Below are 24,490 nucleotides of genomic sequence, written 5' to 3'. Positions count from 1 at the left end.
AGAAAGGAATCAGAAATGTCCGAGCACACGATGGGTCGAGGCGGGTTTCAACCTGCCTCGAGCGTGCGAGTTGAACCCCAGCCTTGGGGTCGACTCGAGTGGATGATCGCGGGTTCGCTCGACAACTCCGACGTCCTTACCGTCGGCAAGTGCTTCATCGATCCCGGGCAGGCCAACCCCGTGCACCACCACCCGAACTGCGATGAGGTGCTGCACGTCGTGCGCGGCCGCATCCGCCACCGGGTGGGCGACGACTACATCGAGATGGGCCCCGGTGACACGATCTCGATCCCGATCGGGTCGATCCACAACGCCACGAATATCGGCGACGAGCAGTGCGAACTGGTCATCGTCTTCAACACGGCGCACCGCGAGGTGATCGGAGAGTGACCGAACGACACCGCGTCGTCGTCGTGGGCGCCGGTCGCATCTCGTCGATGCACTTCGACTACTTCGCCATGCGCCCCGAGCGCATCGAATTGGTCGGTGCCGTCGATCCGAGCGACGAGCGTCGCGCCTGGGCCGCCGATACCTACGGAATCCCGACAGTTGCCTCGATCGCCGAGGCCATCGCCGACATCGACTTCGATATCGCCGTCGTCGCGACGCCGAGTCACGTCAGAGTTCCGGCTGTGCGCGAACTCGCGGCGGCAGGAAAGCACATCCTGGTCGAGAAGCCGTTTGCCAACAGCATCGACGAAGCGCAGCAGATGGTGGCCGCCGCCGACGAGGGGGGCGTGCAGCTCGCCGTCGACCAGAACTTCCGCGACCACTACCCCTTCGAGTTGGCTCGTGCCGCGATCGCGGCGGGGCGTATCGGGCGCGTGATCGGCATCGAGCAACGCGAGCTGCAGTTCCGCAGCGAGGTCGGGTGGCGCATGGAGCTCGACCGGTATGCGCTCATGATCATGGGCGTTCACTGGTTCGATGGCTTCCGGATGCTCGCTGACTCCGACCCGACTTGGCTGACGGCGAGCATTGCCTCGTCGCCGGCGATCGAAACAAACGGCGAGACGGATGCCTTCGCCCTCGTGCGATTCGGCGACATCGTGGCGACCCTGGTGCAGAGCTTCTCGAGCCGCGTCGACAGCACAGAGACGGTCGTGTTGGGTGAGGCGGGAACGCTCCACCTCGACTACAACCGCCTTGAGATCCGCACCGCCGATGGTGTCGACGTTCAGGTGGGCGAGGGGTTCGGAGACGGGAAGTCGTTGAGTGCGTACCGCCAACTGGAACACCTTCTCGACGCGATCGACACGGGGGGCGAAGCACCGAACTCCGGGCGCGACAACCTCCGCACGATCGGCTTGCTTGAGGCGGTCTACGACTCGGCCGCCCACGGTGGCGCTCCAGTGACCTTCTCGAACGGGATGCCGATCGGAGTGGGCGCATGATGCGTCGCTCGTTCTCTAAGCCAGTCCCGGCAGGCGAGATCGACCGCTTGGTCGACACGTATCGCGCCGAAGGGTATGAGGGTCTGCAGCTCAAGCAGGGTCAGTACCTCGACCAGGTCGCCGACCCCGAGGCCGTTCTGACGCGCTGGGGCGACGACCCCGGCACCTTTTCAGCGCTCATCGTGTTCGACACTCTGCGGCCCGACGGGCTCGAGAGGCTCCACGACATCGTGTCGTTCGCGGCGGCTGTCGGCTCCGAACGTGTCGTGTTCTGTCACGATCACCCCCGCGATGGTGTCGACGCCGGCGTGCTCCGCGGGTTCGCGGGCATCCTGGCCCTTGAGGGGATGGCCGCGCGTGATCAGGGGGTCACCCTCTCGCTGCACCATCACTTCGGTCAGCCGGTGATGATGCCCGAAGATTTCCGCGTGTTCTTCGACGCGGTCGGTGACACCGTGGGACTGACCGTCGATACCGCACACCTCGCCAAGTCAGGCATCGACGACATCCCCGCGTTCATTCGGGAGTTCGGCTCCGTGATCGATAACCTTCACCTCAAGGACTACGACGGTGAACAATGGCGTCTCCTGGGCGAAGGTGACCTCCCCCTGGCAGACATCCTCGCTGCCCTGGATGAGACCGGCTACACCGGGTGGTTGTGTGTCGATGAGGAGAGCAGCGCGTCGCTCGATGACGGTTTCCGGTTGTCCCGCGCGTGGCTGGAGAGGAACGGGCGATGACCACGCCGGCCGGGCACTCCCGCGTCAGCTTTGATCGCGACCTCGTCGTTGCGCCCCTCAACCGCCGAGTGTTCGGTGCTTTCGTCGAACACCTCGGGCGGTGCGTCTACGACGGGTTGTACGAACCTGGCCATCCGACGGCCGACGGCGACGGGTTCCGCCGTGACGTGACCGATCTAGTGACCGAACTCGGCGTCAGCACCGTGAGGTACCCCGGCGGCAACTTCGTTTCCGGATACCGCTGGGAAGACGGGGTCGGCCCTCGGGAGTCCCGCCCGCGACGCCGTGACCTCGCCTGGCATTCGCTCGAGACCAACCAGATCGGCATCGACGAGTTCGCGCGTTGGAGCCGCCTCGTGGATGCCGAAGTGATGCTCGCCGTCAACCTGGGTACCCGCGGGGTGCTCGAAGCGCTCGACCTGCTCGAGTACGTCAACGGTGCTGCCGGAACCACTCTGGCCGATCAGCGAATCGCCAACGGGGGCGTCGAGCCCTACGGCATCCGGATGTGGTGCCTCGGCAACGAGATGGATGGCCCGTGGCAGATCGGTCACATGACCGCGCTCGACTACGGAAAACTCGCCGGTCGCACCGCGTCAGCGATGAAGACCGCCGACCCCGGGCTCGAACTCGTGGCGTGCGGTTCGTCGGGGTCGCAGATGCCGACCTTCGGGGAGTGGGAGCGCGTTGTTCTTGAGCAGACGTATGAGAACGTCGACTACATCTCGGCGCACGCGTACTACCAGATCCTCGACGGCGATCTTCCGACCTTCCTGGCCTCGGCGCTCGACATGCAGTACTTCATCGACACTGTCACCTCGAACGCCGACCAGGTGAAGGCTGCGCTCGGCAGCTCGAAGACGATGAACATCTCGTTCGACGAATGGAATATCTGGTACCTCAAAGAGCATCAGGAGCAAGAGGCCGCGCTCGCCGCCGTCGACACCGACGGCACCCGCGAATGGACGGTCGCGCCCCGGTTGCTCGAAGACGTCTACACGGTGGCGGATGCCGTGGTGCTGGGCAGCCTGCTGATCACCCTCATCCGCAATGCCGACCGGGTCACCTCGGCAAGCCTCGCCCAACTGGTGAACGTGATCGCGCCGATCATGACCGAACCGGGTGGGCCGGCCTGGCGTCAGACGACGTTCTACCCGTTCGCTCTCACGTCACGCCTGGCGAGCGGAGTCGTTCTCGCGCCGCGGGCGGAAACCTCGTCGTACGCGACAGGGCGGTTCGATGAGGTTCCGCTTCTGGATTCGGTCGCGACCTACGACGAGATCGCGCGACGGTTCACGGTCTTCGCGGTTAACCGTTCACTTGACACGACGGACGAGGTCGAGATCAATCTGGCGGGTCTGGCGATCGGGGAGGTCGTCGAAGCCTGGCTGATCGCCGATGACGATCCGTTCGCCGTCAACACGATGAGCGAACCCGACCGGGTAGTCCCTGTTGCGGCGATTACCCGCGTGCAGGACGGTGCCCTCAGGGTGACGCTCCCACCGGTGTCGTGGGCTGTCGTGGTGGTCGCGCTGGGGGACTAAGCCCCCTGTGCCGATCGCTACCGCAGGCTCGCCTTGATCAACTCGATCTCGGCCTTGGCCTCGACCAGGTGCGTCAACCGCGCGACCTGTTGTTTCAACTCTCGGATGTCGTCGGCGTCATTCACGACGACTGCGTCCCGCCGCGCAAGGACGTGAGCTCCTTCTGCGGGTCACCACTCTTCACCGTCGCGCGAATCTTCGACGACGGTGCCGACGGCGAGCGCGACGTTGATCAACCACGCGATCCAAATGAGGATGAGCCGCCAGTCGCGGGGCCCGCGTCGAGTCGCCTGAAGGACGCCGACGGCGCCGAAGAGCGAACTCAGAACGCTCCAGTTGAAGATGTACCTGCGCAACGCGGCCTCCCGTGGTCGTTGACCCACGCTACCTCGCTGATCCGGCATCGGGGAGGGGTTGACGCGGGCTAGGCGCGGGCCGCTGCCTTCCGGGCGCGACGTACCGTGCGCCCGTTGATGCGGTCGTCACGCGAGATCGACATCGGGTCGCGTGTCACGTGCTCCTGGCCGAGGTACTCCTTGGCGAAGGCAGCCGTCTCGATCAGCATGTCGAGCCGGGTCTGCTGGTTGCGGATCTTGTGCAAGCCGATCTCTGCGACGACATGACCGTCGAACCCACTCTCGGCGAGGTAGGTCAGGGTTTCGGCGACGGGTTGGTTGCCGCGGCCAGGGACCAGGTGCTCGTCGTGCAGGTTGCCGTCATCGACCGACCGGGTGCCATCGCAGAGGTGAACATGGCGCAGCTTGTCGCCCATCGCCATCGCGTATTCGAGCGAGTCACGGCCCGTCAAAGATGCGTGGGAGAAATCGAGCGTCATCGCGTCGACATCCAAATCAAGCGGATCGGGGCTCGGCGCGTAGGCGGTGAAGGGGCGGGGAAATTTTCCGGGCAGCACCCTCCACGGGAACATGTTCTCGACCGCGATGGTCACGCCCGCGTTCTTCGCGGTCTCTCGCACGATGCGCTCGAAGTTGCGCGCGTAGCCCGCCTCCCAGCGAAACGGCGGGTGCACGACGACGGTGGATGCTCCGACCTCCGCCGCGAGTGCTGCCGAGCGTTCGAGTTTGACCTGCGCATCCCGACCGCCGATGAGTTGCATCCAAAACAGCGACGGGGCGTGAATCGAGAAGATCGGCATCGAGTATCGCTCGCTGAGTGCACGCAGAGCGGCGGCATTGTGGCTGACCGGATCGGTCGTCACCATGACCTCGAGCCCGTCATACCCGGCGAGGCGTGCGAGCCGGAACGACTGCTCCACTCCCATCGGGAAGTTGCAGGAGGTGCTCATGCCAATCGAAATCATTTGGTCCAACCTAACCTGCAGATGTGTCCGAAATGTGACCAAACCGGGAACTCGGCCCCTCCCAGGAGGGTGCGATATCGTGACCGAATGGCCGACGAGCGCTACGCCTTCGTCGTGGTATCCAACCGTCTGCCGGTAGACAGAGTGGTCGACGAGGACGGCACCGCCACCTGGAATCAGTCCCCCGGCGGCCTGGTCACCGCCCTCGAGCCGGTGATGCGCGACGCCGACGGCGCGTGGGTCGGCTGGGCAGGCCTCCCTGATGCCGCCGTCGCCCCGTTCACGCACGACCGCATCCGAGTGATCCCGATCGCCCTGTCGGAGTACGAGATCGAAAACTACTACGAGGGCTTCAGCAACGACACGATCTGGCCGCTCTATCACGACGTCATCGCGCCCCCGACGTACCACCGCGATTGGTGGGACAGCTACGTCGAGGTCAATCAACGGTTCGCGGATGCGGCGGCCTCTGTCGCACAGGACGGTGCGACGGTGTGGGTGCAGGACTACCAGTTGCAGTTGGTACCGAAGATGCTCCGCATCGCTCGACCTGATCTGCTGATCGGGTTCTTCAATCACATTCCGTTTCCGGCATACGGGTTGTTCTCCCAACTTCCGTGGCGCAACCAGATCATCGACGGGCTGCTGGGTGCCGATGTGGTCGGCTTCCAGCGAGTCTCGGATGCCGGAAACTTCTCGCGGGCCGCCCGCAGACTGCTCGGGTACGCAACCACGAGCCCCTACATCGAGGTTCCGGCATCTGACTCCTCACCCACTCGACGCGTTGTCGCGCGGTCGTTTCCCATCTCGATTGACGCCGCCGCCTTCGAAGCGCTCGCCCGAACGCCCGAGGTTCAGGCCAGAGCGCTGCAGATTCGGGAGGAGCTCGGCAATCCGCGGGTCGTCATGCTCGGCGTCGACCGCCTCGACTATACAAAGGGCATCGGGCACCGACTCAAGGCCTTCGGCGAGCTTCTCGAAGACGGGCGGGTGCAGGTTGACGACGTCACCCTGGTGCAGATCGCCAGCCCCAGCCGGGAGCGGGTCGAGACCTACAAGCATCTACGCGACGAAATCGAACTCACCGTCGGGCGGATCAACGGTGACTTCGGCACGACCGCGCATCAGGCGGTGAAGTACCTGCACCAGGGCTTTCCGCGCGAGGAGATGGCGGCGCTCTACCTCGCGGCCGATGTCATGCTCGTGACGGCTTTGCGCGACGGCATGAACCTGGTCGCCAAGGAGTACGTCGCTGCGCGCTTCGACGAAGACGGGGTGCTCGTGCTCAGCGAGTTTGCGGGTGCTGCCGACGAGCTGATTACCTCCCTTCGGATCAACCCTCACGACATCGATGGTCTGAAGGATGCGATCATGCGGGCCATCGCGATGCCCCAGCCAGAGCGCGCCGAGCGGATGCGGGCGATGCGAGCGAAGGTGCGCGAGAACGACGTCGCGCACTGGTCACGTGACTTTCTGCATGCGCTCGCCCACGTGCACGACGGCTCTGGGTCGAACTCGCAGAGCGATCCAGACAGCGACCCCGACGGCGACCCGCTCGGAGACCTCGAGTGGACCGTTGAACGTCCGGGGAAACGTTGACAGCCCGACATCGCATCCCCGCTTCCCCGTTACCGTCGGCGCTGGTCGGGGCGTTGCGCGAACTCGCCCGCAGCCGACGCCTCCTGGTCGCTCTCGACTTCGACGGCACGCTCGCCTTCGAAGTCGATTCACCGGAGCACGCGCGGGCCCTGCCCGAAGCGCGGGAGGCCGTGCTCGCTCTCCTCGCCATGCGCAACACTCGCGTCGCCCTGATCTCGGGCCGCGCGCTGACGAGCCTCGAACAGGTTGCGGACCTGCCCGACAGTGCGCTGCTGGTTGGGTCCCATGGGATCGAGATCAGATTGGATGATCCCGCCTTTCGGGTGAGTCTCGACACGGCTGAGATCGAGCAGGTCGAGGTGCTGCACGAGGTGCTGGGTGATGTCGCCGACTCGATTGACCGCGTGTGGCTTGAGACGAAACCGGCCGGGTTCGCGTTGCACACGCGGCTGGCGACCGCCGAAAACTCCCGCGTCGCCCACCTCGTGGCGCTGAGCGAGGCTCAAGCCGAAATCCAGAACCTCACGGTACGTCGCGGCAAAGATGTGCTCGAGTTCTCGGTGCGTTCGACCACGAAGGGCGAGGCGCTCGAGCACCTGCGTCGTTACACCGCGGCCGACGCCGTGTTCTATGCGGGCGACGATGTGACCGACGAGGATGCCTTCGCCGCCCTCCTGCCCCATGACGTCGGAGTCAAGAGCGGCGTCGGCGCAACGGGTGCCGAGTTTCGGGTCACCGGCCCCGAAGAGATCGCGCTCGCGCTCACGACGCTCGCGACCTTCCGCGACGGTGACGTGCACGAGCAATAGGTCGCACGGGTAGCGCAGGATGGGGGAATGAGCGTTCCGTCCATTCCTCTGAACTCAGGAACGTCGATCCCGCAGATGGGCCTCGGCACGTGGCCCCTCGACGACGCTGAGGCCGCGGCCACTGTCGTTCTCGCGGCCGAGGCGGGATACCGGCACATCGACACGGCAACCAGGTACGGAAACGAAGCAGGTGTGGCCGAAGGCATCCGCCGCTCGGGGATTGCGCGGGAAGACTTCTTCGTCACAACGAAACTCGACGGCGCGTTCCAGGGGGGTGACCTCGCGATCGCGGGGCTGCGGGCGGCCCTTGAGCGGATGGCGTTCGACTACGTCGACCTGCTGCTGATCCACTGGCCGCTGCCACAGCGGGACGACTACGTGTCGACGTGGCGCACGTTCGAGGAGCTCTACGACGACGGACGCGCTCGTGCGATCGGGGTCTCGAACTTCAAGGTCGCGCACCTCGAGAAGCTCGCGGCCGAGACCGGGGTCGTGCCAGCGGTGAACCAGATCGAGCTGAGCCCGGCCATCCCCCGGATGGAGCAGCGGGCGTACCACGAGGCCCACGGGATCGTCACCGAGTCGTGGAGTCCGCTCGGCGGGTCGGGTACAGGCGCGCTCAACCCGTCCGCCGTGCAGCAGATCGCATCCCGACTCGAACGCACCCCGGCGCAGGTCGTACTGCGGTGGCACGTGCAGCAGGGGCTGGTCGCCATCCCGAAGTCGACGGATCCCACGCGGCTCGCGCAAAACCTCGACGTGTTCTCGTTCGAGCTCAGTCCCGACGACTTCGCCGCGATGGCGACTCTCTCGGGCGGCCCCAACGCCGGTGTCGACTCGGACCGTAGCGGCCACTAAGCGCCCCGCCGCACGCGCTACTCCTCGATCTCGACGAGACCCCCCTCCGGCTCTCATGCGCCTCGTGAAGGCTCCCCCGGATCCGCGTTTTACGTCGGCTTCCGCGAATTGCTGCGGTGCAGAACGCGGGGCGCGACGTAGAACGCGGAAACAGGTGGACGCGGGGTAGGAGCGGCAGCCGCCCGCTGAGGTCACGACAGCACCGCACCCTCACGGCGGCGAGCCCGGGCGGGCGGTACCCTCGTCACATGCCGGAAACATCCCCCAACTCGGGCGTGCCCGCGGTGGACCACAAGCCACGGTCGCGCACGGTTACCGACGGAATCGAAGCCACCACCAGCCGCGGGATGCTGCGCGCTGTCGGCATGGGCGACGCCGACTGGGATAAGGCGCAGATCGGCATCGCGTCGTCGTGGAACGAGATCACGCCCTGCAACCTGTCGCTCGATCGCCTCGCAAGGGCGGCGAAAGAGGGGGTGCACGCCGGCGGCGGGTACCCGCTCCAATTCGGCACCGTCAGTGTTAGCGACGGCATCTCGATGGGCCACGAGGGGATGCACTTCTCGCTGGTCTCCCGTGAGGTCATCGCCGACTCCGTCGAGGTCGTCATGCAGGCCGAGCGGCTCGATGGCTCAGTGCTGCTCGCGGGCTGTGACAAGTCCATCCCCGGCATGCTGATGGCCGCCGCGCGTCTCGACCTGGCGTCGGTGTTCCTCTACGCGGGTTCGATCGCACCCGGCTGGGTGCGCCTCAGCGACGGCACCGAAAAGGACATCACGATCATCGACTCCTTCGAGGCGGTCGGCGGGGTGCTCGCCGGCACGATGAGCCTCGAAGACGCCCACCGCATCGAGTGCGCGTTCGCGCCGGGAATGGGTGCCTGCGGCGGCATGTACACCGCGAACACGATGGCGTCGGTGGCGGAGGCCCTGGGCCTGAGCCTTCCGGGTAGCGCGAGCCCGGCAGCCTCAGACGGACGCCGCGACATGTACGCGCACCGCTCGGGCGAGGCCGTCGTCAACCTGCTCAACAAGGGCATCACGGCGCGCCAGATCCTCACCAAGGAGGCGTTTGAGAACGCCATCGCGGTCGGTATGGCGCTGGGTGGCTCGACCAACATCGTGCTTCACCTCCTCGCGATCGCGCACGAGGCCGAGGTCGAACTGACCCTCGACGACTTCAACCGGATCGGGGCGAAGGTTCCGCACGTCGGCGACCTGAAGCCGTTCGGCAAGTACGTGATGAACGATGTCGACCGCCGGGGCGGCATCCCGGTGCTGATGAAGGCGCTACTGGATGCCGGTCTGCTGCACGGCGACGTGATGACCGTGACCGGCAAGACGATGCGCGAGAACCTCGAAGAACTCAACCCGCCGCCACTCGACGGCGAGGTACTCAAGCCGCTCGACAAGCCGATTCACGCCACCGGTGGCCTCACGATCCTCAAGGGTTCGATGGCCCCCGACGGTGCGGTTGTGAAGACTGCCGGGTTCGACGCGGCCACCTTCGAAGGGCCGGCTCGCGTATTCGAACGCGAGCGGGCCGCGATGGATGCCCTCGCGGCCGGGCAGATCAAGCACGGCGACGTCGTGGTTATCCGCTACGAAGGACCCAAGGGCGGGCCGGGGATGCGCGAGATGCTCGCCATCACCGCTGCGATCAAGGGCGCGGGCCTCGGAAAAGATGTCCTACTATTGACAGACGGCAGATTCTCGGGCGGCACAACCGGCCTGTGCATCGGCCACGTTGCACCGGAAGCGGTGGACTCAGGTCCTATCGCCTTCGTGCGTGATGGTGATCTGATACGGGTCGATATCGCCGCCCGGTCCATCGACCTACTGGTCGAGGCGGCCGAGTTGGAAGCCCGCCGTGACGGCTGGGCACCACTGCCTCCGCGCTATACCCGTGGCGTTCTCGCGAAATACTCCAAGCTCGTGCACTCCGCCGCGGAGGGTGCGGTCACGGGGTAGCCCGCTCCCGCATCCCATCTCGCTCCTAAAGGACCACTCATGAACGCCGCTCGCAGCGACACCGAGCCCGCGACTCCGAGCCCAGCTCGAGCCGAAAACGGCCCCCCACGCAACGGCCAGAAAATGACCGGCTCAGGGGCCATCCTCGCCTCGCTCGAAAAGCTGGGCGTCACGGATGTCTTCGGCCTCCCGGGCGGCGCGATCATGCCGTTCTACGACGAGTTGATGGCCTCGACCTCGATCCGTCACATCCTGGTGCGTCACGAGCAGGGTGCCGGGCACGCTGCCGAGGGCTACGCCGCCGCATCGGGCCGGGTGGGTGTTGCGATCGCCACCTCGGGACCGGGTGCGACCAACCTCGTCACCGCCATCGCCGATGCTCACATGGACTCGGTGCCGATGATCGCGATCACCGGGCAGGTGTTCAGCCACCTGATGGGGACTGACGCCTTCCAAGAGATCGACATCGTCGGCATCACGATGCCGATCACCAAGCACTCATTTCTGGTGAAGCGCGCCGAGGACATTCCCGAGGCGATCGCCTCCGCATACCTCATCGCGACGACAGGTCGCCCGGGGCCGGTGCTGGTCGACATCACGAAGGATGCGCAGCAGGGTCCGATGACCTTCAACTGGCCGCCGAAACTCGACCTCCCCGGCTACCGTCCGGTCACGAAGGCCCACGGCAAGCAGATCACCGCCGCCGCCGAACTGCTGTTCGAGTCGAAGCGTCCCGTGCTCTACGTGGGTGGCGGCGTCATCCGTGCCGAGGCGTCGCCCGAACTGCTGAAGTTCGCGGAAGCCTGCGGCGCCCCCGTCGTCACGACCCTCATGGCGCGTGGCGCGTTCCCCGACTCGCACCAGCAGAACCTCGGGATGCCGGGCATGCACGGCACGGTGCCCGCGGTGCTCGCCCTTCAGGAGAGCGACCTGATCGTCGCGCTCGGTGCCCGCTTCGACGACCGGGTGACCGGCCGTGTTGCCGAATTCGCGCCGCACGCGAAGATCGTGCACGTCGACATCGACCCGGCCGAGATCGGCAAGATCAAGCAGGCCGATGTGCCGATCGTCGGTGACCTCAAGGATGTGCTCGTTGACCTGCTCGACGCCTACAAGGAGGCTGCCGGCAAGCAGAAGGCTGACATCGCCGAGTGGTGGGTGCGGCTCAACCAGCTCCGCGAGAACTTCCCGCTGGGCTACACCGACGATCCGGATGACGGCCTCCTCGCCCCGCAAACGGTCATCGAGCGCATCGGGCAGCTGTCGGGCCCCGAAGCGATCTATGCCGCCGGAGTCGGTCAACACCAGATGTGGGCCGCCCAGTTCATCAAGTACGAGCGCCCGCACGCCTGGCTCAACTCGGGCGGCGCCGGCACGATGGGCTACGCCGTCCCCGCCGCCATGGGGGCGAAGGTTGCCGAACCCGACCGTCTGGTCTGGGCGATCGACGGCGACGGCTGCTTCCAGATGACCAACCAGGAGTTGGCCACCTGCACGATCAACGACATCCCGATCAAGGTCGCGATCATCAACAACTCGTCGCTCGGCATGGTGCGCCAGTGGCAGTCGCTGTTCTACGACGGTCGCCACTCGTTCACCGACCTCAACACGGGGCACACCGGCCCTGACGAGCAGACGCGGATGATTCCCGACTTTGTGAAGTTGGCCGAAGCGTATGGCGCCCTCGGCATCCGGGTCACCAAGCCGGAAGAGATCGATCCCGCCATCAAGCTGGCGATCGCGACCAACGACCGACCTGTCGTCATCGATTTCATCGTGAGCCGTGACGCGATGGTGTGGCCGATGGTGCCACAGGGTGTCGGCAACTCGCAGGTGCAGTACGCACGGGATGCGGCACCGGATTGGGACGAAGAATGAGCCGTCATGTGCTGTCTCTCCTCGTTGAGGACAAGCCGGGTCTGCTGACCCGAGTCGCCGGACTCTTCGCGCGCCGCGGCTTCAACATCGAGTCGCTCGCGGTGGGGTTGAGCGAGATTCCCGAGCTGTCGCGCATCACCGTCGTGGTGGATGTCGAAGACCAGCCGCTGGAACAGGTCACCAAGCAGCTCAACAAGCTGGTCAACGTGATCAAGATCGTCAAACTCGACCCTGACGCGTCGGTGCAGCGCGAACACCTGCTCGTCAAGGTCAAGGTCGATAACACCAGCCGGTCGCAGATTCTCGAGGCGGTGACCCTGTTCCGCGCGCGGGTGGTGGATGTCGCTCCCGACGCCCTCGTGATCGAGGTCACCGGCGACAGCGGCAAGGTGCAAGCGCTGCTGCGCATGCTCGAGCCCTACGGCATCAAGGAGATCGCGCAGTCGGGTCTTCTCGCGATCGGCCGCGGCGGCAAGAGCATCACCGAACGCGTATTTAAGAATTAGGCCCGCCCTCCGGGCGGCGTAAAACTAAGAACACTGAAACCGAAGGAACGAAGTAATGGCTGAGATCTTCTACGACAAAGACGCTGACCTCTCGATCATCCAGAGCAAGAAGGTGGCCATCGTCGGCTATGGCTCGCAGGGCCACGCCCACGCGCAGAACCTGCGCGACTCCGGTGTCGAGGTCGTCATCGCCCTGAAGGACGGCTCGAAGTCGACCGCGAAAGCCGAAGAAGACGGCTTCAAGGTGCTCAACGTCGCCGACGCCACCAAGTGGGCTGACCTCGTCATGATCCTCGCGCCCGACCAGCACCAGCGTGGCATTTACGCCGACAGCATTAAAGACAACCTGGCTCCCGGCAAGACGCTGGCCTTCGCGCACGGCTTCAACATCCGCTTCGGCTACATCGACGCCCCCGAGGGAATCGACGTCATCCTGATCGCCCCGAAGGCCCCCGGCCACACGGTGCGTCGCGAGTTCGTCGCGGGCCGCGGCATCCCGGACATCATCGCCGTCGAGCGCGACGCCTCGGGCGACGCCTGGGCGACCGCCCTGTCGTACGCGAAGGCGATCGGTGGCACCCGCGCCGGCGTCATCAAGACCACCTTCACCGAAGAGACCGAAACTGACCTGTTCGGTGAGCAGTCGGTGCTCTGCGGCGGCACTTCGCAGCTCGTCATGTATGGCTTCGAGACCCTGGTCGAGGCGGGCTACCAGCCGGAGATCGCGTACTTCGAGGTACTGCACGAGCTGAAGCTGATCGTCGACCTGATGTGGGAGGGCGGCATCGCGAAGCAGCGTTGGTCCGTGTCTGACACCGCCGAATACGGCGACTACGTCTCGGGCCCGCGCGTGATCGACCCGTCGGTCAAGGAGCACATGAAGCAGGTGCTCGGCGACATCCAGTCGGGTGCGTTCGCGAAGCGCTTCATCGCCGATCAGGATGCCGGCGCGCCCGAGTTCCTCGCGCTGCGCGCCAAGGGTGCCGCACACCCCATCGAGTCGACCGGTAAGGAACTGCGTTCGCTGTTCGCCTGGAAGCAGACCGACACCGACTACGTCGAGGGTTCTGCCGCGCGGTAGTTGGCGGTCAGGAGCGCCGGGCGAGGCTAGAAACCGATCGACCGGTCGATGAACTCGTTGGTCACGAAGTCGTCAGGCTGAACGCGTGACGGAACATCGACCCCGGCCTTAATGAGCAGCGGTCGCGCGTCGTCGATGAGGCCGCGCACCCGTCCGATGTCGAGGTCGCCAACGGTGTCGTCGCGGCCATTTCCCACGAAATGCTCGGTGCTCAGTCGCGTTGCAGCCTGCACCGCGACGTCAGTCGGGTAGGTGTCGTCGCCGTAGGCGGCTGCGAGGTCGACGATGAGAGCTGTCGTCGCATCGGGGCTGGTGACGTACCCGATCAGTGACCGCTGAAAGAGCGGAACGAGTTCACGCAGGCAGTCGGCGTAGCGAACGATGGTCTGGCGTCGGGCCGACAGCACCCCGGCGTCGCGGGTGTAACCGACATCGTCGGCGAATTGCGAGCGGATCGTATCGGGGTAGGCGTCGGGTTGCGCGAACACGTAGGGATCGATGAGTGCGTCGCCCTGTTGGGCCGAGATGCCGTTGGCACGCGCAAATGTGGCGAGGCTCACCGGGCCAACCGTGACCTGATCTGCGCGAAGCAGCTTCTTGCCGAGAAGGTAGTCGTCGAACAGTGTCGGCTCAGCCGCGACGACCGGGACGACCGTCGACCCGTCTGGCGTGAGAGTCGCGCCGAGGCCTCCGATGCTGCTCACCTTCGGGTAGACGTTGGCATCCCAGTAGATGATCCGCGGGTCTTTCGCGAGGGGCGCAAACACCCCGACCGTCGGATACCGCACACTGTCGACCATCGCCTGATCGGTGTCAACCGCCGCCAACAGAAGCGACGGGTCGTCGTAGAGGGCGACGTTGCCGCTCACCCCGTCGGTCGCGTCGCCGGTGAGGATGGTGAGGCGCACGCCCGTTGCCCGCCCCTCGAAGACGAGCGGGCCCGACACCTCGTGGGCGCCGAGCTCATAGTGATGCGGGTCAAGCAAGCCGTACAGGAAGCCCAGTTCGACGCGCGGCATGGCATCCGTCTGAATGCGAATGTCGTCGGGGCACCCTGCCGACCGGAGGTCGAGATGGCTGCTGGCGGGCGAGGCTGCGCAGGCGGAGAGCGGCAGAGCGATCGCGAGAACCATCGCGGCGCGTGTGATCCTGCGTCGTCGTGCCCCTGCCATGCGCGCCTCCTCGACTCGTCAGTCAACCTCATGTCCGGGCTTTCGCAAACATCCGCGCCGTAGGCTGAGGGGATGTCGTCGGTCGCCCTCGGGATCCCGGCGTTGCGTCGCGATCCGTCCACGGCCCCATCGATGGAGGGTCGCCCCGACAGCGCCGAACTCGTCGACTCTTTCGGCCGGGTGGCGCACGACCTGCGGGTGTCAATCACGTCGGCTTGCTCGCTGCGCTGCACCTACTGCATGCCCGCCGAGGGGCTCCCGGTCATCCCGACGGACGAGCTGCTGTCAGCGCACGAGATCGCGCGGCTCGTCGGCATCGGTGCGCGCGACCTCGGCGTTCGCGAAGTGCGGTTCACCGGGGGTGAGCCGCTGACGCGCCCCGATCTGGTGGACATCATCCGGCTCTCGGCTCTCGCAGCTCCCGGGGTGGAACTGTCGATGACGACGAACGGCGTCGGGCTCGACCGTCGGGCCGCCGCGCTGGCCGAGGCGGGCCTGACGCGCATCAACGTCTCGCTCGACACGATCGACCGCGAGCACTTCGCCGCCGTCACCCGCCGCGATCGGCTGCCGGCAGTGCTGCGCGGTTTGGATGCCGCCCGAGAAGCCGGACTCGGGCCGATCAAGATCAACGCCGTCGCGCTGCGCGAGACCCTGCCGGATGCCGGCGACCTGCTCGCCTGGGCGCTCGCGAACGACGTGCGCCTGCGTTTCATCGAGCAGATGCCGCTTGATGCCGACGAGACCTGGCGGCGCGAAAACCTGGTCTCAGCCGCCGAACTGCTCGCAGAACTCGGGTCGCGGTTCGCTCTGACCGAAGCCGGCCGCGAAGACCCGTCCGCGCCCGCGGAAGAGTGGTTCGTGGATGGCGGCCCCGCCACCGTAGGAATCATTGCGTCGGTTACCCGTTCGTTCTGCGAAGCCTGCGACCGCACCCGGCTGACCGCCGAAGGAACGGTGCGCTCCTGCCTGTTCGGCGACGACGAAACCGACCTCCGCTCGCTGCTGCGCGACGGGTCTTCGGATGACCTCATCGCCCAGTACTGGCGCGGCGCGATGTGGAACAAGCAGGCCGGCCACGGCATCAACGCCGACGACTTCCACCGTCCCGTGCGCTCAATGGGTGCCATCGGTGGCTGAGGTGCTCGTTCGGTACTTCGCGGCCGCGGCCGAGGTAGCCGGGCGCGACGAGGAGAACGTCTTCGCGGCATCCGTCGGCGAACTGCGCGGCATCCTGCTTGAGCGCTACCCCGCGATGGCGAAGGTGCTCGAATCGGGGTCGTTCCTGGTTGACGGTGTCGTCACCCGCGACGCAAACCGCACCATCACCGCGAAGGTGGATGTTCTTCCGCCGTTCTCGGGCGGATGACGCTCCAGCTCACCAGATGGTCTGCACCGCAGGCAGACCCTCGAATACTGAATCGCTGGTGATCAACGGGGCGTTTTCGAGCATGCTCTGGGCGGCGAGCATCCGATCGAAGGGGTCCTTGTGCGCCCAGACGAGGCGGCCGGCCAGCAGGGCGTGGGCTGTTGAGATCGCGAGTTCAACCGTTCCGAGGGTTGCCAGCTGAGCCTCGTACGACAGAACGGTGGACTCGAGCTGGGGCAGACGTCCATTGCGGTACTTGATCGCGATTTCCCACGCGCTCGCCGCCGAAACGACGAGTTCGTTGCTGCGCGCGCCGATCACTTCTCTCGCTTTGGGGGACAGTAGGGATGGATCGGTCAGTGCCCAAATGAGTGAGTGCGTGTCGAGCAGCACTTTCACAACGGGTTCTCCCACGCGGCGAGTTCTTCGACAGAGAGCGCGTCAAAGAACGCATCATCGAGATGACCGGGTGCGAAACCGAGTGCGCGCGCACCTGGGTCCGCGAGCGGCAGCAGGCGTGCGATCGGCTTGCCGCCGCGGGCGATCGTGACTTCTTCACCTTGCTCGACGCGCGCGAGAAGTTCCGAGAGTCGGGTCTTCGCATCCTGGACGTTGACTTGATAGACCATGCTGACCAAGTTTAGTTGGTCAATCCCCATTTGGGGTAAGCGTCTGACGGAACGAAAGGGTGGGTGGGGCATGGCGAACAGCTTCTCGGGCGGGCCGCGTCCGAACGGTGGCGGCGCCGAAGGTCTGGAAACCCTGCCTTCAGTCGAGGCGGTGGATGATCTCTTCGATTTCGGCGCCGACACCGTTGGCGTACCCGACGTCGCGGCCGACCTCGAGGAACCCGTTGCGTTCAAGTACCCGGGCTGACCCGACGTTGTGGGATGCCGTGCGGGCAAACAGCGGACGGATTGGCTCGATCGCAAGGAACTCTTCAACCGCGGCGGATGCGTACCCGCGACCCCAGAGTGCCGGATCGATCCAGTAGCTCAGCTCGCGGTCGCCTTCGATCGTGAAACTTGAGATTGACCCGACCGCCGTGCCGTCGACCTCGATGATGCGGTTAATGACCTCGGGATTCCCGAGGTTGCGCGCGAGCCAGGCGTCGAATGCGGCACGGTCGTCGGGGTCGGACGCGGTGAACGCCGCCTGCCGAACTGCTTCGGGGTCACGCATCCACTCGAAGTAGGCGTCGGCGTCGGACGGCTCGAAAGGTCTCAGCATGAGGTCCACATTCCCGGACACCACTGACGCTGCCGGAACGGACGGGCTAGAGCCCGACCCACTCGGAGGGGCCGTTGGCGAGGTGCTGGCGCTTCCAGATGGGCACGCGCGTCTTGATCTGTTCCACGAGTTCGGCGCAGGCGGCGAATGCTTCGGCGCGATGAGCGGATGCGACCACTGCGATGAGAGCGACGTCACCGATCTCGAGGTGGCCGATGCGGTGTGCCGCCGCCACTCGTAACCCGTGTTGGGCAGCCACCGACGCGCAGACCTCGGCGAGAAAGCGCTCGGCATCGGGGTGCGCCTGGTAATCGAGCGACGAAACGCCGTCGCCATGGTCGTGGTCGCGGATGACGCCCTCGAAAACGACGACGGCTCCGTCAGCGGGAGTGCGCACCGCGGCCTCGAGGGCGGCCCGGTCGAGCGGGGTGTCGGTGATGAACGAAATCAATGCCCGCCGCCCCTGAGCTGATCGTGCAGGTGGGGAAGCAGGGATTCCAGCACCGCGAGCCCATCCCGAACGCCGCCGGGGGAGCCCGGGAGGTTGACCACGATCGTCGACCCCGCGACCCCGGCGAGTGCCCGGGAAAGTGCTGCCGTCGGGGTATCTCCCCGACCTGCCGCACGGATGGCCTCGGCGACTCCCGGCAGTTCGCGGTCGAGCACGGCACGGGTCGCTTCGGGGGTGCGGTCCTGCGGGTGTATCCCGGTGCCACCCGTCGTCAGCAGAACCGCCGGCGCACGGGCCACGGCATCCCGAACCGCTGTGTCGATCGAAGCGTCGGCGACCACCACGGGTGCACCGACCGTGTAGCCGTGCACCGTCAACCACTCGACGAGCAGAGGGCCGGTGCGATCTTCCCGGGTACCCTCGGAGGCGCCGGTCGACGAGACGATGACGATTGCGGATCCTGCCGACCCGGCCACCGCCTGCGCATCCGAAGACGGCGTCCAGTGGCCACTCTTCCCCCCGGTTTTCGACAGCAGCCGAATGTCGCCGAGCACGGCCGACGGGTCGACGGCTTTGATCATGTCGTGCAGCGTCAGTCCGGCGATCGCGACGGCGGTGAGCGCCTCCATCTCGACGCCGGTCTTCGCGGTGACGGCAACGGTCGCGGTGATCGAGATGGATGACTCGCCGGGCTCGAACTCGATCGTCACCGAGTCGAGGGGGAGGAGGTGCGCGAGCGGGATGAGTTCTGAGGTGCGCTTCGCGGCCGAGATGCCGGCGACGCGAGCGGTGGCGAGAGCGTCGGCTTTCTTCAGCCCGTCCGACATCACGAGGGCGACGACCTCGGCGGTGGTGTCGAGTCGGCCGCCCGCGGTGGCCACGCGTCGGGTGACGGCTTTGCCGCCGACGTCGATCATGCGCGCGCGACCTTCGTGGTCGAGGTGGCTCAGTTCGGAGGCACCGTGCTCGCTGGGTCCCTCACTCATAGGTCCCACACTTCCACAGCGGCCCCCGCGTCGAGCGAGGTAACGTCTTCGGGAATCACCAGCAGCACGTCGGCTGCGGCGAGAGTCGCGACCAGGTGCGACGACGATCCCCCGTGTGGCGCGACCCGTCCGTCGGGCAACCGCACCCCGCGCAGAAACTGGCGGCGGCCCGGTTGCGAGGTCAGCGCGCGGTCGAGCACCCCGGTGGTTCGCACGGCGGGAGCCAGCCCGGCCAGAGCACGCAACACCGGCTCGACGAAAATCAGGAAGCTGAGCTGGCTCGACACCGGGTTACCCGGGAAGCACACCACGGGAACCCCGCGGTAGCTGGCCGTCGCCTGCGGTCCGCCCGGCTGCATGGCGAGCACGTCGACGTGCGCCCCGAGCGGTTCGAGGGTTTCGCGCACCACCTCGTACTCACCCTCCGAGATGCCGCCGCTCGTGAGCACCAGTTCGGCGCCCGCGTCAACGGCGGCATCGAGCACGGCGCGGAACCTCTCGGCGACATCCGTCACCCGACCTTCGGCGATGACGAACGCACCGACCGCGCGCACGGCGGCCGCGAGCGCGACGCCGTTGGAATCGGGAATCTGACCCGGGCCGAGCGGTTCCCCCGCTTCGACGAGTTCGCTGCCGGTGCTGATCACGGCGACTCGAACCGGTGAGGTCACCTCGACCGACGTGAGCCCCGACGCGGCGAGTGCTCCCAGATGACGGGATGCCAGCCGCACGCCCGCCGGAATGACGACGGCTCCGGCAGGAAGATCCGACCCGATCTCACGCACGTACTCGCCGGATACCCTGCCCCGTGCGATCGAAACTGTCGACCCGCTCACGTGCGTGTCTTCGACGGGGACAACGGCATCCGCCCCCTCGGGAACGGGCGCGCCGGTCATGATGCGCACGACCGTGCCTGCCATCAGGGGTGCCGGCATTCCGGGGGCGGCGGCGATCTCGCCCACGAGCGGCAGATCGACCGGAACTGCGACGACGTCAGACGAGAGAACCGCGAACCCGTCCATCTGCGAGTTGCGGAAGGGCGGCAGCGGGATGGGCGACACGACGTCGGATGCCGTGACCCGTCCGAGAGCGTCGGCGAGCGCCACGACCTCAGACGCCCGCGTGCTCAGATCCGAGAGCAGAGCACGAACACGTGCCTCATGCTCGGCGACCGGGGTGCGGGGCACGGCCGTCAGTACCGGGGGAGCGACGGGTCGACCTTGGCCGCCCAGGCATCCACCCCGCCGGTGAGGTGGCGGGCGTGGGCGAACTCCATCCGCTCAAGAAATTGGAGGGCGCGATCGGACCGCATCCCGTGATGGCAATAGACAACGGTCGGGGCGTCGGCGTCGAGTTCGCCCAGGCGGTCGGGCAGTTCGCCGAGCGGGATGAGCACCGAGCCGGGGATGGAGACCAGTTCGGACTCCCAGCGCTCGCGCACATCGAGCAGTACCGGCGGGGTGTCGCCGGACAGCTCGGCAGCTAGCTCTTCGGGAGCGAGGCCACGATTCGGGATGATCTCAGGCAAGGTGGTCCTCTCCTCGAGCGACCCGGGGCGCGGAGCCTCAGGATCGCGACGGTACTCGATCTCGCGGGTGCGCCCGGTCAGCGCGTCATATGCGGCGACCCGGCCGAGCAGCGGTTCGCCGACCCCGGTGATGATCTTGAATACCTCGGTTGCCATCATCGAGCCGATGACTCCGCAGACGCTCGGCAGCACCCCGACGATTTCGCAGGTGTCGCCGGTCTCGCTCGTGTCTTGCGGAAACAGGTCCCGATAGTCGATCCCCTTGTCATCCCACGCGACGCCGACTTGACCCGCGTAGCCGAGGGCGGAACCCCACACCAGCGGGATGGCGCGGATCGTCGCGGCGTCATTCGCGAGGTACCGGGAGGCTGGGTTGTCGCTCGCGTCGACGAGCACGTCGACGTCGAGCAGGATGTCGAAGGTCGCGCCCTCGGCGAAGCGTGTCGTGGAGACCCGGATGTCGGCCTCCGGCGCAAGCGCACGCAACCGTTCGGCAGCCGACTCGGCCTTCGCGGCGCCGAGATCGTCGGTGGTGTGCAGCGTCTGCCGGTGCAGGTTCGACTCCGCGACAGTGTCGTCATCGACGACCGTCAGGATGCCGACCCCGCCCGCCGCGAGAATGGGCAGGATCGCGCTGCCCAGTCCACCGGCGCCGATGACCAGAACGTGCGAGTCAGCGAGACGCTGCTGGGCGTCCTCGCCGAATCCGGCGAGCACCCGTTGGCGCGCGAACCGCGGCGAGGAGGGATCGACGACCATTCTCTGATTCTCCCAGTACGCCGCGCGGGCTGCTGTCGGGTGGGTGTGCGCTAGCGCCCGCTCGGGATGCCAAAGATCGTGCTCGGGATGCACAAGATTCAGGTTGAACCGCGATTTCTGGCCTATTCCGGGTCCAATTCGTCGGTTCGCCCTGAATCTTCGTCGGGGTCGCCGGGAAACTTGGATGCTCACCTCGGGCCGTACACGCAGATGCGGCTAAAGTGGGGAAAATGACACGCAAGTGCGGTGCCTGCAAATGAACGAGTTCAAGATCAGTGAGGCCGCCGCGCTCCTCGGCGTCAGCGATGACACCGTGCGCCGTTGGGGTGAGACCGGCAAACTCCCGATTCACAAGGGCGAGAACGGTCGCCAGGTCGTCGCTGGCAACGATCTGTTACCCCTGCTTCAGGAACCCGAGACGGCATCCGCGCTCGCCGAAGTCTTCCCGCTCGCGAAGGCTTCCGCACGCAACCGGTTCACGGGCATCGTCACCGCGGTGACCAAAGACGGCGTGATGGCGCAGGTCGTGATTCAGGCGGGTCCGTTCCGGGTGGTCTCGCTGATGTCCCGCGAGGCCGCCGACGACCTCGGCCTCGAGCCGGGGATGCTCGCCGTCGCGAGCGCGAAAGCCACCGTCGTCACTGTCGAAGTTCCGACCGAGAACTGAGCGAGGCATCCATGAAAAGGTTCCTGCCGGTCGCCGCCATGGTTGCGCTCCTCGCCGGTTGCTCAACCCCGACCGCGACTCCGACCGAGAGCATCACCCCGGATGCTCTGACCGGCACCGTCACCGTGCTCGCTGCCGCATCCCTGACCGGGTCGCTCGACGACGTGGTGACAGCCTTTGAGGCTCTGCACCCGAACGTGAAGGTGACGATTTCGTATGGCGGCAGTTCGGCGCTCGCCGCCCAGATCGTCGCGGGATCCCCGGCCGACGTGTTCTTCTCGGCCAACGACTCGACGATGAAGACGGTCACCGACGCGGGTCTCACGGTCGCGCCGACCGTCGTGCTCGAGAACGTGCTCGAGATCGCTGTGCCGGCGGGCAACCCCGGCAAGGTCACCGGGCTCAGCGATTTCGCTAACTCCGACCTCACGATCGCGCTGTGCGACCCTGCGGTGCCGTGTGGCTCGGCCGCCGCCAAACTGTTCACCCTGGTCGGCATCACGCCGTCGGTCGACACCCTGGAGGAAGACGTCAAGGCGGCCCTCACCAAGGTCTCACTCGGCGAGGTCGACGCGGCGCTGGTGTACGTGACCGATGTGAAGGTTGCCGGCGACAAGGTCGAGGGCATCGAAATTCCCGAGGCCCAGCAGGTCATCAATGAGTACCCGATCTCGCTGCTCACCGACTCGGCGAACCCGGATGCCGCGCAGGCGTTCATCGACTACCTGAGGTCGGCGGCCGGAGTGAAAGTCTTTGTGGATGCCGGCTTCGAAGCGCCGTAACCTGCAGCGCCAACGCACCGGCCCGGTCGTCGCGATCCTCGCCGCGGCGGGTCTCGCGTTGCTCGTCCTTCCCCTTCTCGGACTGCTGTTCCGCGCACCCTGGGGGCAGATCCCCGCGCTCGTCACTAGCGATGTCGTGCTGCAGGCGCTCGGGCTATCGCTTCTCACCGCGACGATCTCGACGCTCCTCTGTCTCGTCTTCGGCATCCCGTTGGCAGTGCTGTTGTCGCACTCGGTGCGGTGGCACGTCATCCCGCGTCGGCTGTTGCGGGCGGCGATCACGATTCCGCTCGTGCTGCCTCCGGTGATTGGCGGCATCGCGCTGCTGCTGCTGCTCGGGCGTCGCGGCCTCATCGGACAGTTCCTCTACGGGATTGGCGTCACGATCCCGTTCACCACCGGAGCCGTCGTGATCGCGCAGACCTTTGTGGCGATGCCGTTCCTGGTGTTTGCCGTCGAGGGAGCCCTGCGCTCGGCCGACCGCCGCTCGGAGCTCGCCGCGTCATCCCTCGGGGCGAGCCCCGCGCAGGTGTTTCGACTTGTCACCCTGCCACTCATCGGCCCGGGCATCGCGGCCGGGGCCGTGCTCTGCTTCACCCGCGCACTCGGAGAGTTCGGGGCGACCATCACCTTCGCTGGCTCGCTGCCGGGGGTGACCCGCACCCTGCCGATCGCGTCGTACCTCGCGATGAACTCCGACCCCGACACCGCGATCGCCCTCGCCCTCGTGCTGCTCGTGGTGTCGCTCGCTGTGCTGCTGGCCTTGCGCGATCGATGGCTTCCGGGGGCACTGTCATGAGCGCGTTGACGATCGACATCACCGTCCCCCGCGCGGCGTTCGACGTCGTGGCACAGCTCGAAGTGACCTCGGGTCACGCGCTGGCGCTGGTCGGGCCCAACGGCGCCGGCAAGTCCACGGTGCTGGCCGCCATCGCCGGACTCGTGGATGGCACGGGCTCAGTCCACCTGGACGACCGCGACCTCAACAACCTGCCCGCCGAGCAGCGCGGGGTCGGGGTGGTCTTCCAGGACTTCCTGCTGTTCCCGCATCTCACCGTCAGAGACAACGTCGCGTTCGCTGCGCGAGTCAGCGTCGGCGGGTGGAAAGCCGCACGCGAGGCGGCCCAACCCTGGCTCGACAGGTTCGACCTTGCGGGCCTGGCCGATCGGCATCCCGAAGCGCTGTCGGGCGGGCAGGCGCAGCGCGTGGCCCTGGCCCGGGCGCTCGCCTCAGAGCCCGCTGTGCTCGTGCTCGACGAGCCGATGGCGTCGCTCGACGTCGAGATTCGGGATGACGTGCGAACCGACTTGGCAGGTTACGTACGTGACTTCGGCGGGCCGACGATCATCGTGAGCCACGATCTTGACGATGCAAAGGCTCTCGGCGACGAACTCGCGGTCATTGAGAAGGGGCTCATCGTGCAGCGCGGCACCCTCGCAGAACTTGCTGCCGCGCCAGCGACCCCGTGGATCGCGCGCTTCGCTTCTCGATAGCGTGGGGGAGTGACCTCCTTCGACACCTCGGTCTGGCGTGAGTACGGTGAGCCGCTGATCGCGGGGGCTGCCGAAGGCCCGTTGCGCGGCGAGACCGTCGCGGTGAAAGACCTCTACGACGTGGAGGGTTTCAAAGTCGGACTCGGCAACCCGACCTTCCTCGCCGAAGCAGAGGTCGAGATCGGCTCGGCGCCAGCGGTCGCCATGCTGCTCGAGGCGGGAGCGGATGTCGTGGGCATCGCCCAGACCGACGAATTCGCGTACAGCATCGCGGGCGCCAACCCGCACTACGGGGCTCCGCCCAACCCCGCTGTGCCAGGCGGGCTGCCCGGAGGCTCCTCAAGCGGACCTG

Annotated in this window: 28 protein-coding genes; 18 read left to right on the top strand and 10 right to left on the bottom strand. The window is 66.5% G+C overall.

The window, feature by feature from the left end:
- Window positions 1-15: 15 nt before the first annotated feature.
- Genes ABIR17_RS06295 through ABIR17_RS06280 form a run of 4 tightly spaced genes read left to right on the top strand, consistent with a single transcriptional unit; the run spans window position 16 to window position 3,678 of the window.
- On the top strand, window positions 16-390 hold the full coding sequence (locus tag ABIR17_RS06295; RefSeq protein ID WP_348003525.1) for a cupin domain-containing protein: 375 nt from the start codon (window positions 16-18) through the stop codon (window positions 388-390).
- A complete protein-coding gene (locus ABIR17_RS06290; protein ID WP_348003524.1) occupies window positions 387-1,394 on the top strand; it encodes a Gfo/Idh/MocA family oxidoreductase in 1,008 nt (335 codons plus the stop codon). Before ABIR17_RS06295 ends, ABIR17_RS06290 begins: the two co-directional genes overlap by 4 nt.
- The gene (locus ABIR17_RS06285; RefSeq protein ID WP_348003523.1) at window positions 1,391-2,134 is read left to right on the top strand and encodes a sugar phosphate isomerase/epimerase; all 744 of its coding nucleotides are present in this window, start codon (window positions 1,391-1,393) and stop codon (window positions 2,132-2,134) included. Before ABIR17_RS06290 ends, ABIR17_RS06285 begins: the two co-directional genes overlap by 4 nt.
- Window positions 2,131-3,678, top strand: a complete 1,548-nt coding sequence (locus ABIR17_RS06280; protein WP_348003522.1) for an alpha-N-arabinofuranosidase — start codon at window positions 2,131-2,133, stop codon at window positions 3,676-3,678. The genes ABIR17_RS06285 and ABIR17_RS06280 overlap by 4 nt, the downstream gene beginning before the upstream one ends.
- Window positions 3,679-3,848: 170 nt before the next feature.
- On the opposite strand, the gene ABIR17_RS06275 is transcribed toward ABIR17_RS06280, so the two are convergent.
- Complete coding sequence (locus ABIR17_RS06275) at window positions 3,849-4,061, bottom strand: hypothetical protein (RefSeq protein WP_348003521.1); 213 nt, start codon at window positions 4,059-4,061, stop codon at window positions 3,849-3,851.
- Window positions 4,062-4,102: 41 nt separating this feature from the next.
- Window positions 4,103-4,999, bottom strand: a complete 897-nt coding sequence (locus ABIR17_RS06270) for a sugar phosphate isomerase/epimerase (protein WP_348003520.1) — start codon at window positions 4,997-4,999, stop codon at window positions 4,103-4,105.
- 87 nt (window positions 5,000-5,086) lie between these two features.
- Between ABIR17_RS06270 and otsA the strand changes: the two genes are divergently transcribed.
- The 7 genes from otsA (at window position 5,087) to ilvC (ending at window position 13,700) form a co-directional block, all read left to right on the top strand.
- Entirely contained in the window at window positions 5,087-6,598 is a 1,512-nt protein-coding gene (gene otsA / locus ABIR17_RS06265) for an alpha,alpha-trehalose-phosphate synthase (UDP-forming) (protein ID WP_348003519.1), read from the top strand.
- Complete coding sequence (otsB, locus tag ABIR17_RS06260) at window positions 6,595-7,407, top strand: trehalose-phosphatase (RefSeq protein ID WP_348003518.1); 813 nt, start codon at window positions 6,595-6,597, stop codon at window positions 7,405-7,407. The genes otsA and otsB overlap by 4 nt, the downstream gene beginning before the upstream one ends.
- A gap of 27 nt (window positions 7,408-7,434) precedes the next feature.
- Complete coding sequence (locus ABIR17_RS06255; protein WP_348003517.1) at window positions 7,435-8,265, top strand: aldo/keto reductase; 831 nt, start codon at window positions 7,435-7,437, stop codon at window positions 8,263-8,265.
- A 248-nt stretch (window positions 8,266-8,513) separates the two neighbouring features.
- On the top strand, window positions 8,514-10,235 hold the full coding sequence (gene ilvD / locus ABIR17_RS06250) for a dihydroxy-acid dehydratase (protein WP_348003516.1): 1,722 nt from the start codon (window positions 8,514-8,516) through the stop codon (window positions 10,233-10,235).
- 123 nt (window positions 10,236-10,358) lie between these two features.
- A complete protein-coding gene (locus ABIR17_RS06245; RefSeq protein ID WP_348003559.1) occupies window positions 10,359-12,113 on the top strand; it encodes an acetolactate synthase large subunit in 1,755 nt (584 codons plus the stop codon).
- Window positions 12,110-12,619 (top strand): acetolactate synthase small subunit, encoded by a 510-nt coding sequence (ilvN, locus tag ABIR17_RS06240; protein WP_348003515.1) that lies wholly within the window; start codon window positions 12,110-12,112, stop codon window positions 12,617-12,619. The genes ABIR17_RS06245 and ilvN overlap by 4 nt, the downstream gene beginning before the upstream one ends.
- Before the next feature lie 55 nt (window positions 12,620-12,674).
- Window positions 12,675-13,700 (top strand): ketol-acid reductoisomerase, encoded by a 1,026-nt coding sequence (gene ilvC / locus ABIR17_RS06235; RefSeq protein WP_348003514.1) that lies wholly within the window; start codon window positions 12,675-12,677, stop codon window positions 13,698-13,700.
- Window positions 13,701-13,726: 26 nt separating this feature from the next.
- Here the strand turns inward: ilvC and ABIR17_RS06230 are convergent, their stop codons facing one another.
- Window positions 13,727-14,872 carry a hypothetical protein gene (locus ABIR17_RS06230; protein ID WP_348003513.1) on the bottom strand — a complete coding sequence of 382 codons (1,146 nt, stop codon included), beginning with the start codon at window positions 14,870-14,872 and terminating at the stop codon, window positions 13,727-13,729.
- Window positions 14,873-14,944: 72 nt separating this feature from the next.
- Between ABIR17_RS06230 and moaA the strand changes: the two genes are divergently transcribed.
- On the top strand, window positions 14,945-16,012 hold the full coding sequence (gene moaA, locus ABIR17_RS06225; RefSeq protein WP_348003512.1) for a GTP 3',8-cyclase MoaA: 1,068 nt from the start codon (window positions 14,945-14,947) through the stop codon (window positions 16,010-16,012).
- Window positions 15,996-16,241 (top strand): MoaD/ThiS family protein, encoded by a 246-nt coding sequence (locus ABIR17_RS06220; protein ID WP_348003511.1) that lies wholly within the window; start codon window positions 15,996-15,998, stop codon window positions 16,239-16,241. Before moaA ends, ABIR17_RS06220 begins: the two co-directional genes overlap by 17 nt.
- Window positions 16,242-16,250: 9 nt before the next feature.
- Here ABIR17_RS06220 and ABIR17_RS06215 read toward each other — a convergent pair whose 3' ends face one another.
- From ABIR17_RS06215 to ABIR17_RS06185, 7 genes are all read right to left on the bottom strand, one after another.
- Complete coding sequence (locus tag ABIR17_RS06215; RefSeq protein ID WP_348003510.1) at window positions 16,251-16,655, bottom strand: type II toxin-antitoxin system VapC family toxin; 405 nt, start codon at window positions 16,653-16,655, stop codon at window positions 16,251-16,253.
- Window positions 16,637-16,870 carry a type II toxin-antitoxin system prevent-host-death family antitoxin gene (locus ABIR17_RS06210; RefSeq protein ID WP_348003509.1) on the bottom strand — a complete coding sequence of 78 codons (234 nt, stop codon included), beginning with the start codon at window positions 16,868-16,870 and terminating at the stop codon, window positions 16,637-16,639. The genes ABIR17_RS06215 and ABIR17_RS06210 overlap by 19 nt, the downstream gene beginning before the upstream one ends.
- Before the next feature lie 139 nt (window positions 16,871-17,009).
- On the bottom strand, window positions 17,010-17,471 hold the full coding sequence (locus tag ABIR17_RS06205) for a GNAT family N-acetyltransferase (protein ID WP_348003508.1): 462 nt from the start codon (window positions 17,469-17,471) through the stop codon (window positions 17,010-17,012).
- A gap of 46 nt (window positions 17,472-17,517) precedes the next feature.
- Window positions 17,518-17,922, bottom strand: a complete 405-nt coding sequence (locus ABIR17_RS06200; protein ID WP_348003507.1) for a molybdenum cofactor biosynthesis protein MoaE — start codon at window positions 17,920-17,922, stop codon at window positions 17,518-17,520.
- Complete coding sequence (moaCB, locus tag ABIR17_RS06195) at window positions 17,919-18,908, bottom strand: bifunctional molybdenum cofactor biosynthesis protein MoaC/MoaB (RefSeq protein ID WP_348003506.1); 990 nt, start codon at window positions 18,906-18,908, stop codon at window positions 17,919-17,921. The genes ABIR17_RS06200 and moaCB overlap by 4 nt, the downstream gene beginning before the upstream one ends.
- Window positions 18,905-20,095, bottom strand: a complete 1,191-nt coding sequence (gene glp, locus ABIR17_RS06190; protein ID WP_348003505.1) for a gephyrin-like molybdotransferase Glp — start codon at window positions 20,093-20,095, stop codon at window positions 18,905-18,907. Before glp ends, moaCB begins: the two co-directional genes overlap by 4 nt.
- A gap of 5 nt (window positions 20,096-20,100) precedes the next feature.
- On the bottom strand, window positions 20,101-21,195 hold the full coding sequence (locus ABIR17_RS06185; protein ID WP_348003504.1) for a ThiF family adenylyltransferase: 1,095 nt from the start codon (window positions 21,193-21,195) through the stop codon (window positions 20,101-20,103).
- Window positions 21,196-21,451: 256 nt separating this feature from the next.
- On the opposite strand from ABIR17_RS06185, the gene ABIR17_RS06180 reads away from it, so the two are divergent.
- From ABIR17_RS06180 to ABIR17_RS06160, 5 genes are all read left to right on the top strand, one after another.
- Window positions 21,452-21,862, top strand: a complete 411-nt coding sequence (locus ABIR17_RS06180) for a helix-turn-helix transcriptional regulator (protein ID WP_348003503.1) — start codon at window positions 21,452-21,454, stop codon at window positions 21,860-21,862.
- A gap of 11 nt (window positions 21,863-21,873) precedes the next feature.
- Window positions 21,874-22,644 carry a molybdate ABC transporter substrate-binding protein gene (modA, locus tag ABIR17_RS06175; RefSeq protein WP_348003502.1) on the top strand — a complete coding sequence of 257 codons (771 nt, stop codon included), beginning with the start codon at window positions 21,874-21,876 and terminating at the stop codon, window positions 22,642-22,644.
- A complete protein-coding gene (locus ABIR17_RS06170) occupies window positions 22,622-23,443 on the top strand; it encodes an ABC transporter permease (protein ID WP_348003501.1) in 822 nt (273 codons plus the stop codon). Before modA ends, ABIR17_RS06170 begins: the two co-directional genes overlap by 23 nt.
- Entirely contained in the window at window positions 23,440-24,138 is a 699-nt protein-coding gene (locus tag ABIR17_RS06165) for an ABC transporter ATP-binding protein (protein WP_348003500.1), read from the top strand. Before ABIR17_RS06170 ends, ABIR17_RS06165 begins: the two co-directional genes overlap by 4 nt.
- 9 nt (window positions 24,139-24,147) lie before the next feature.
- Window positions 24,148-24,490: amidase family protein (locus tag ABIR17_RS06160; protein ID WP_348003499.1), on the top strand; the 343-nt coding region annotated here is incomplete at its 3' end.

The sequence above is a fragment of the Pseudolysinimonas sp. genome, assembly GCF_039912695.1.
In the GTDB taxonomy this organism is placed as follows: Bacteria; Actinomycetota; Actinomycetes; order Actinomycetales; family Microbacteriaceae; genus Pseudolysinimonas_A.
Note: the sequence above shows the minus strand (reverse complement) of the source record. Positions and strands in the feature narration are given on the sequence as shown.

Excerpts from the sequence above, each read along its gene's own strand:
- ABIR17_RS06295 (WP_348003525.1), top strand. The coding sequence starts at position 16 with ATGTCCGAGCACACGATGGGTCGAGGCGGGTTTCAACCTGCCTCGAGC.
- ABIR17_RS06285 (WP_348003523.1), top strand. The coding sequence starts at position 1,391 with ATGATGCGTCGCTCGTTCTCTAAGCCAGTCCCGGCAGGCGAGATCGAC.
- ABIR17_RS06280 (WP_348003522.1), top strand. The coding sequence starts at position 2,131 with ATGACCACGCCGGCCGGGCACTCCCGCGTCAGCTTTGATCGCGACCTC.
- ABIR17_RS06270 (WP_348003520.1), bottom strand. The coding sequence starts at position 4,999 with ATGATTTCGATTGGCATGAGCACCTCCTGCAACTTCCCGATGGGAGTG.
- otsA (WP_348003519.1), top strand. The coding sequence starts at position 5,087 with ATGGCCGACGAGCGCTACGCCTTCGTCGTGGTATCCAACCGTCTGCCG.
- ABIR17_RS06255 (WP_348003517.1), top strand. The coding sequence starts at position 7,435 with ATGAGCGTTCCGTCCATTCCTCTGAACTCAGGAACGTCGATCCCGCAG.
- ilvD (WP_348003516.1), top strand. The coding sequence starts at position 8,514 with ATGCCGGAAACATCCCCCAACTCGGGCGTGCCCGCGGTGGACCACAAG.
- ABIR17_RS06245 (WP_348003559.1), top strand. The coding sequence starts at position 10,359 with ATGACCGGCTCAGGGGCCATCCTCGCCTCGCTCGAAAAGCTGGGCGTC.
- ilvN (WP_348003515.1), top strand. The coding sequence starts at position 12,110 with ATGAGCCGTCATGTGCTGTCTCTCCTCGTTGAGGACAAGCCGGGTCTG.
- ilvC (WP_348003514.1), top strand. The coding sequence starts at position 12,675 with ATGGCTGAGATCTTCTACGACAAAGACGCTGACCTCTCGATCATCCAG.
- ABIR17_RS06230 (WP_348003513.1), bottom strand. The coding sequence starts at position 14,872 with ATGGCAGGGGCACGACGACGCAGGATCACACGCGCCGCGATGGTTCTC.
- moaA (WP_348003512.1), top strand. The coding sequence starts at position 14,945 with ATGTCGTCGGTCGCCCTCGGGATCCCGGCGTTGCGTCGCGATCCGTCC.
- ABIR17_RS06210 (WP_348003509.1), bottom strand. The coding sequence starts at position 16,870 with ATGGTCTATCAAGTCAACGTCCAGGATGCGAAGACCCGACTCTCGGAA.
- ABIR17_RS06205 (WP_348003508.1), bottom strand. The coding sequence starts at position 17,471 with ATGCTGAGACCTTTCGAGCCGTCCGACGCCGACGCCTACTTCGAGTGG.
- moaCB (WP_348003506.1), bottom strand. The coding sequence starts at position 18,908 with ATGAGTGAGGGACCCAGCGAGCACGGTGCCTCCGAACTGAGCCACCTC.
- ABIR17_RS06185 (WP_348003504.1), bottom strand. The coding sequence starts at position 21,195 with ATGGTCGTCGATCCCTCCTCGCCGCGGTTCGCGCGCCAACGGGTGCTC.
- ABIR17_RS06180 (WP_348003503.1), top strand. The coding sequence starts at position 21,452 with ATGAACGAGTTCAAGATCAGTGAGGCCGCCGCGCTCCTCGGCGTCAGC.
- modA (WP_348003502.1), top strand. The coding sequence starts at position 21,874 with ATGAAAAGGTTCCTGCCGGTCGCCGCCATGGTTGCGCTCCTCGCCGGT.
- ABIR17_RS06170 (WP_348003501.1), top strand. The coding sequence starts at position 22,622 with ATGCCGGCTTCGAAGCGCCGTAACCTGCAGCGCCAACGCACCGGCCCG.
- ABIR17_RS06165 (WP_348003500.1), top strand. The coding sequence starts at position 23,440 with ATGAGCGCGTTGACGATCGACATCACCGTCCCCCGCGCGGCGTTCGAC.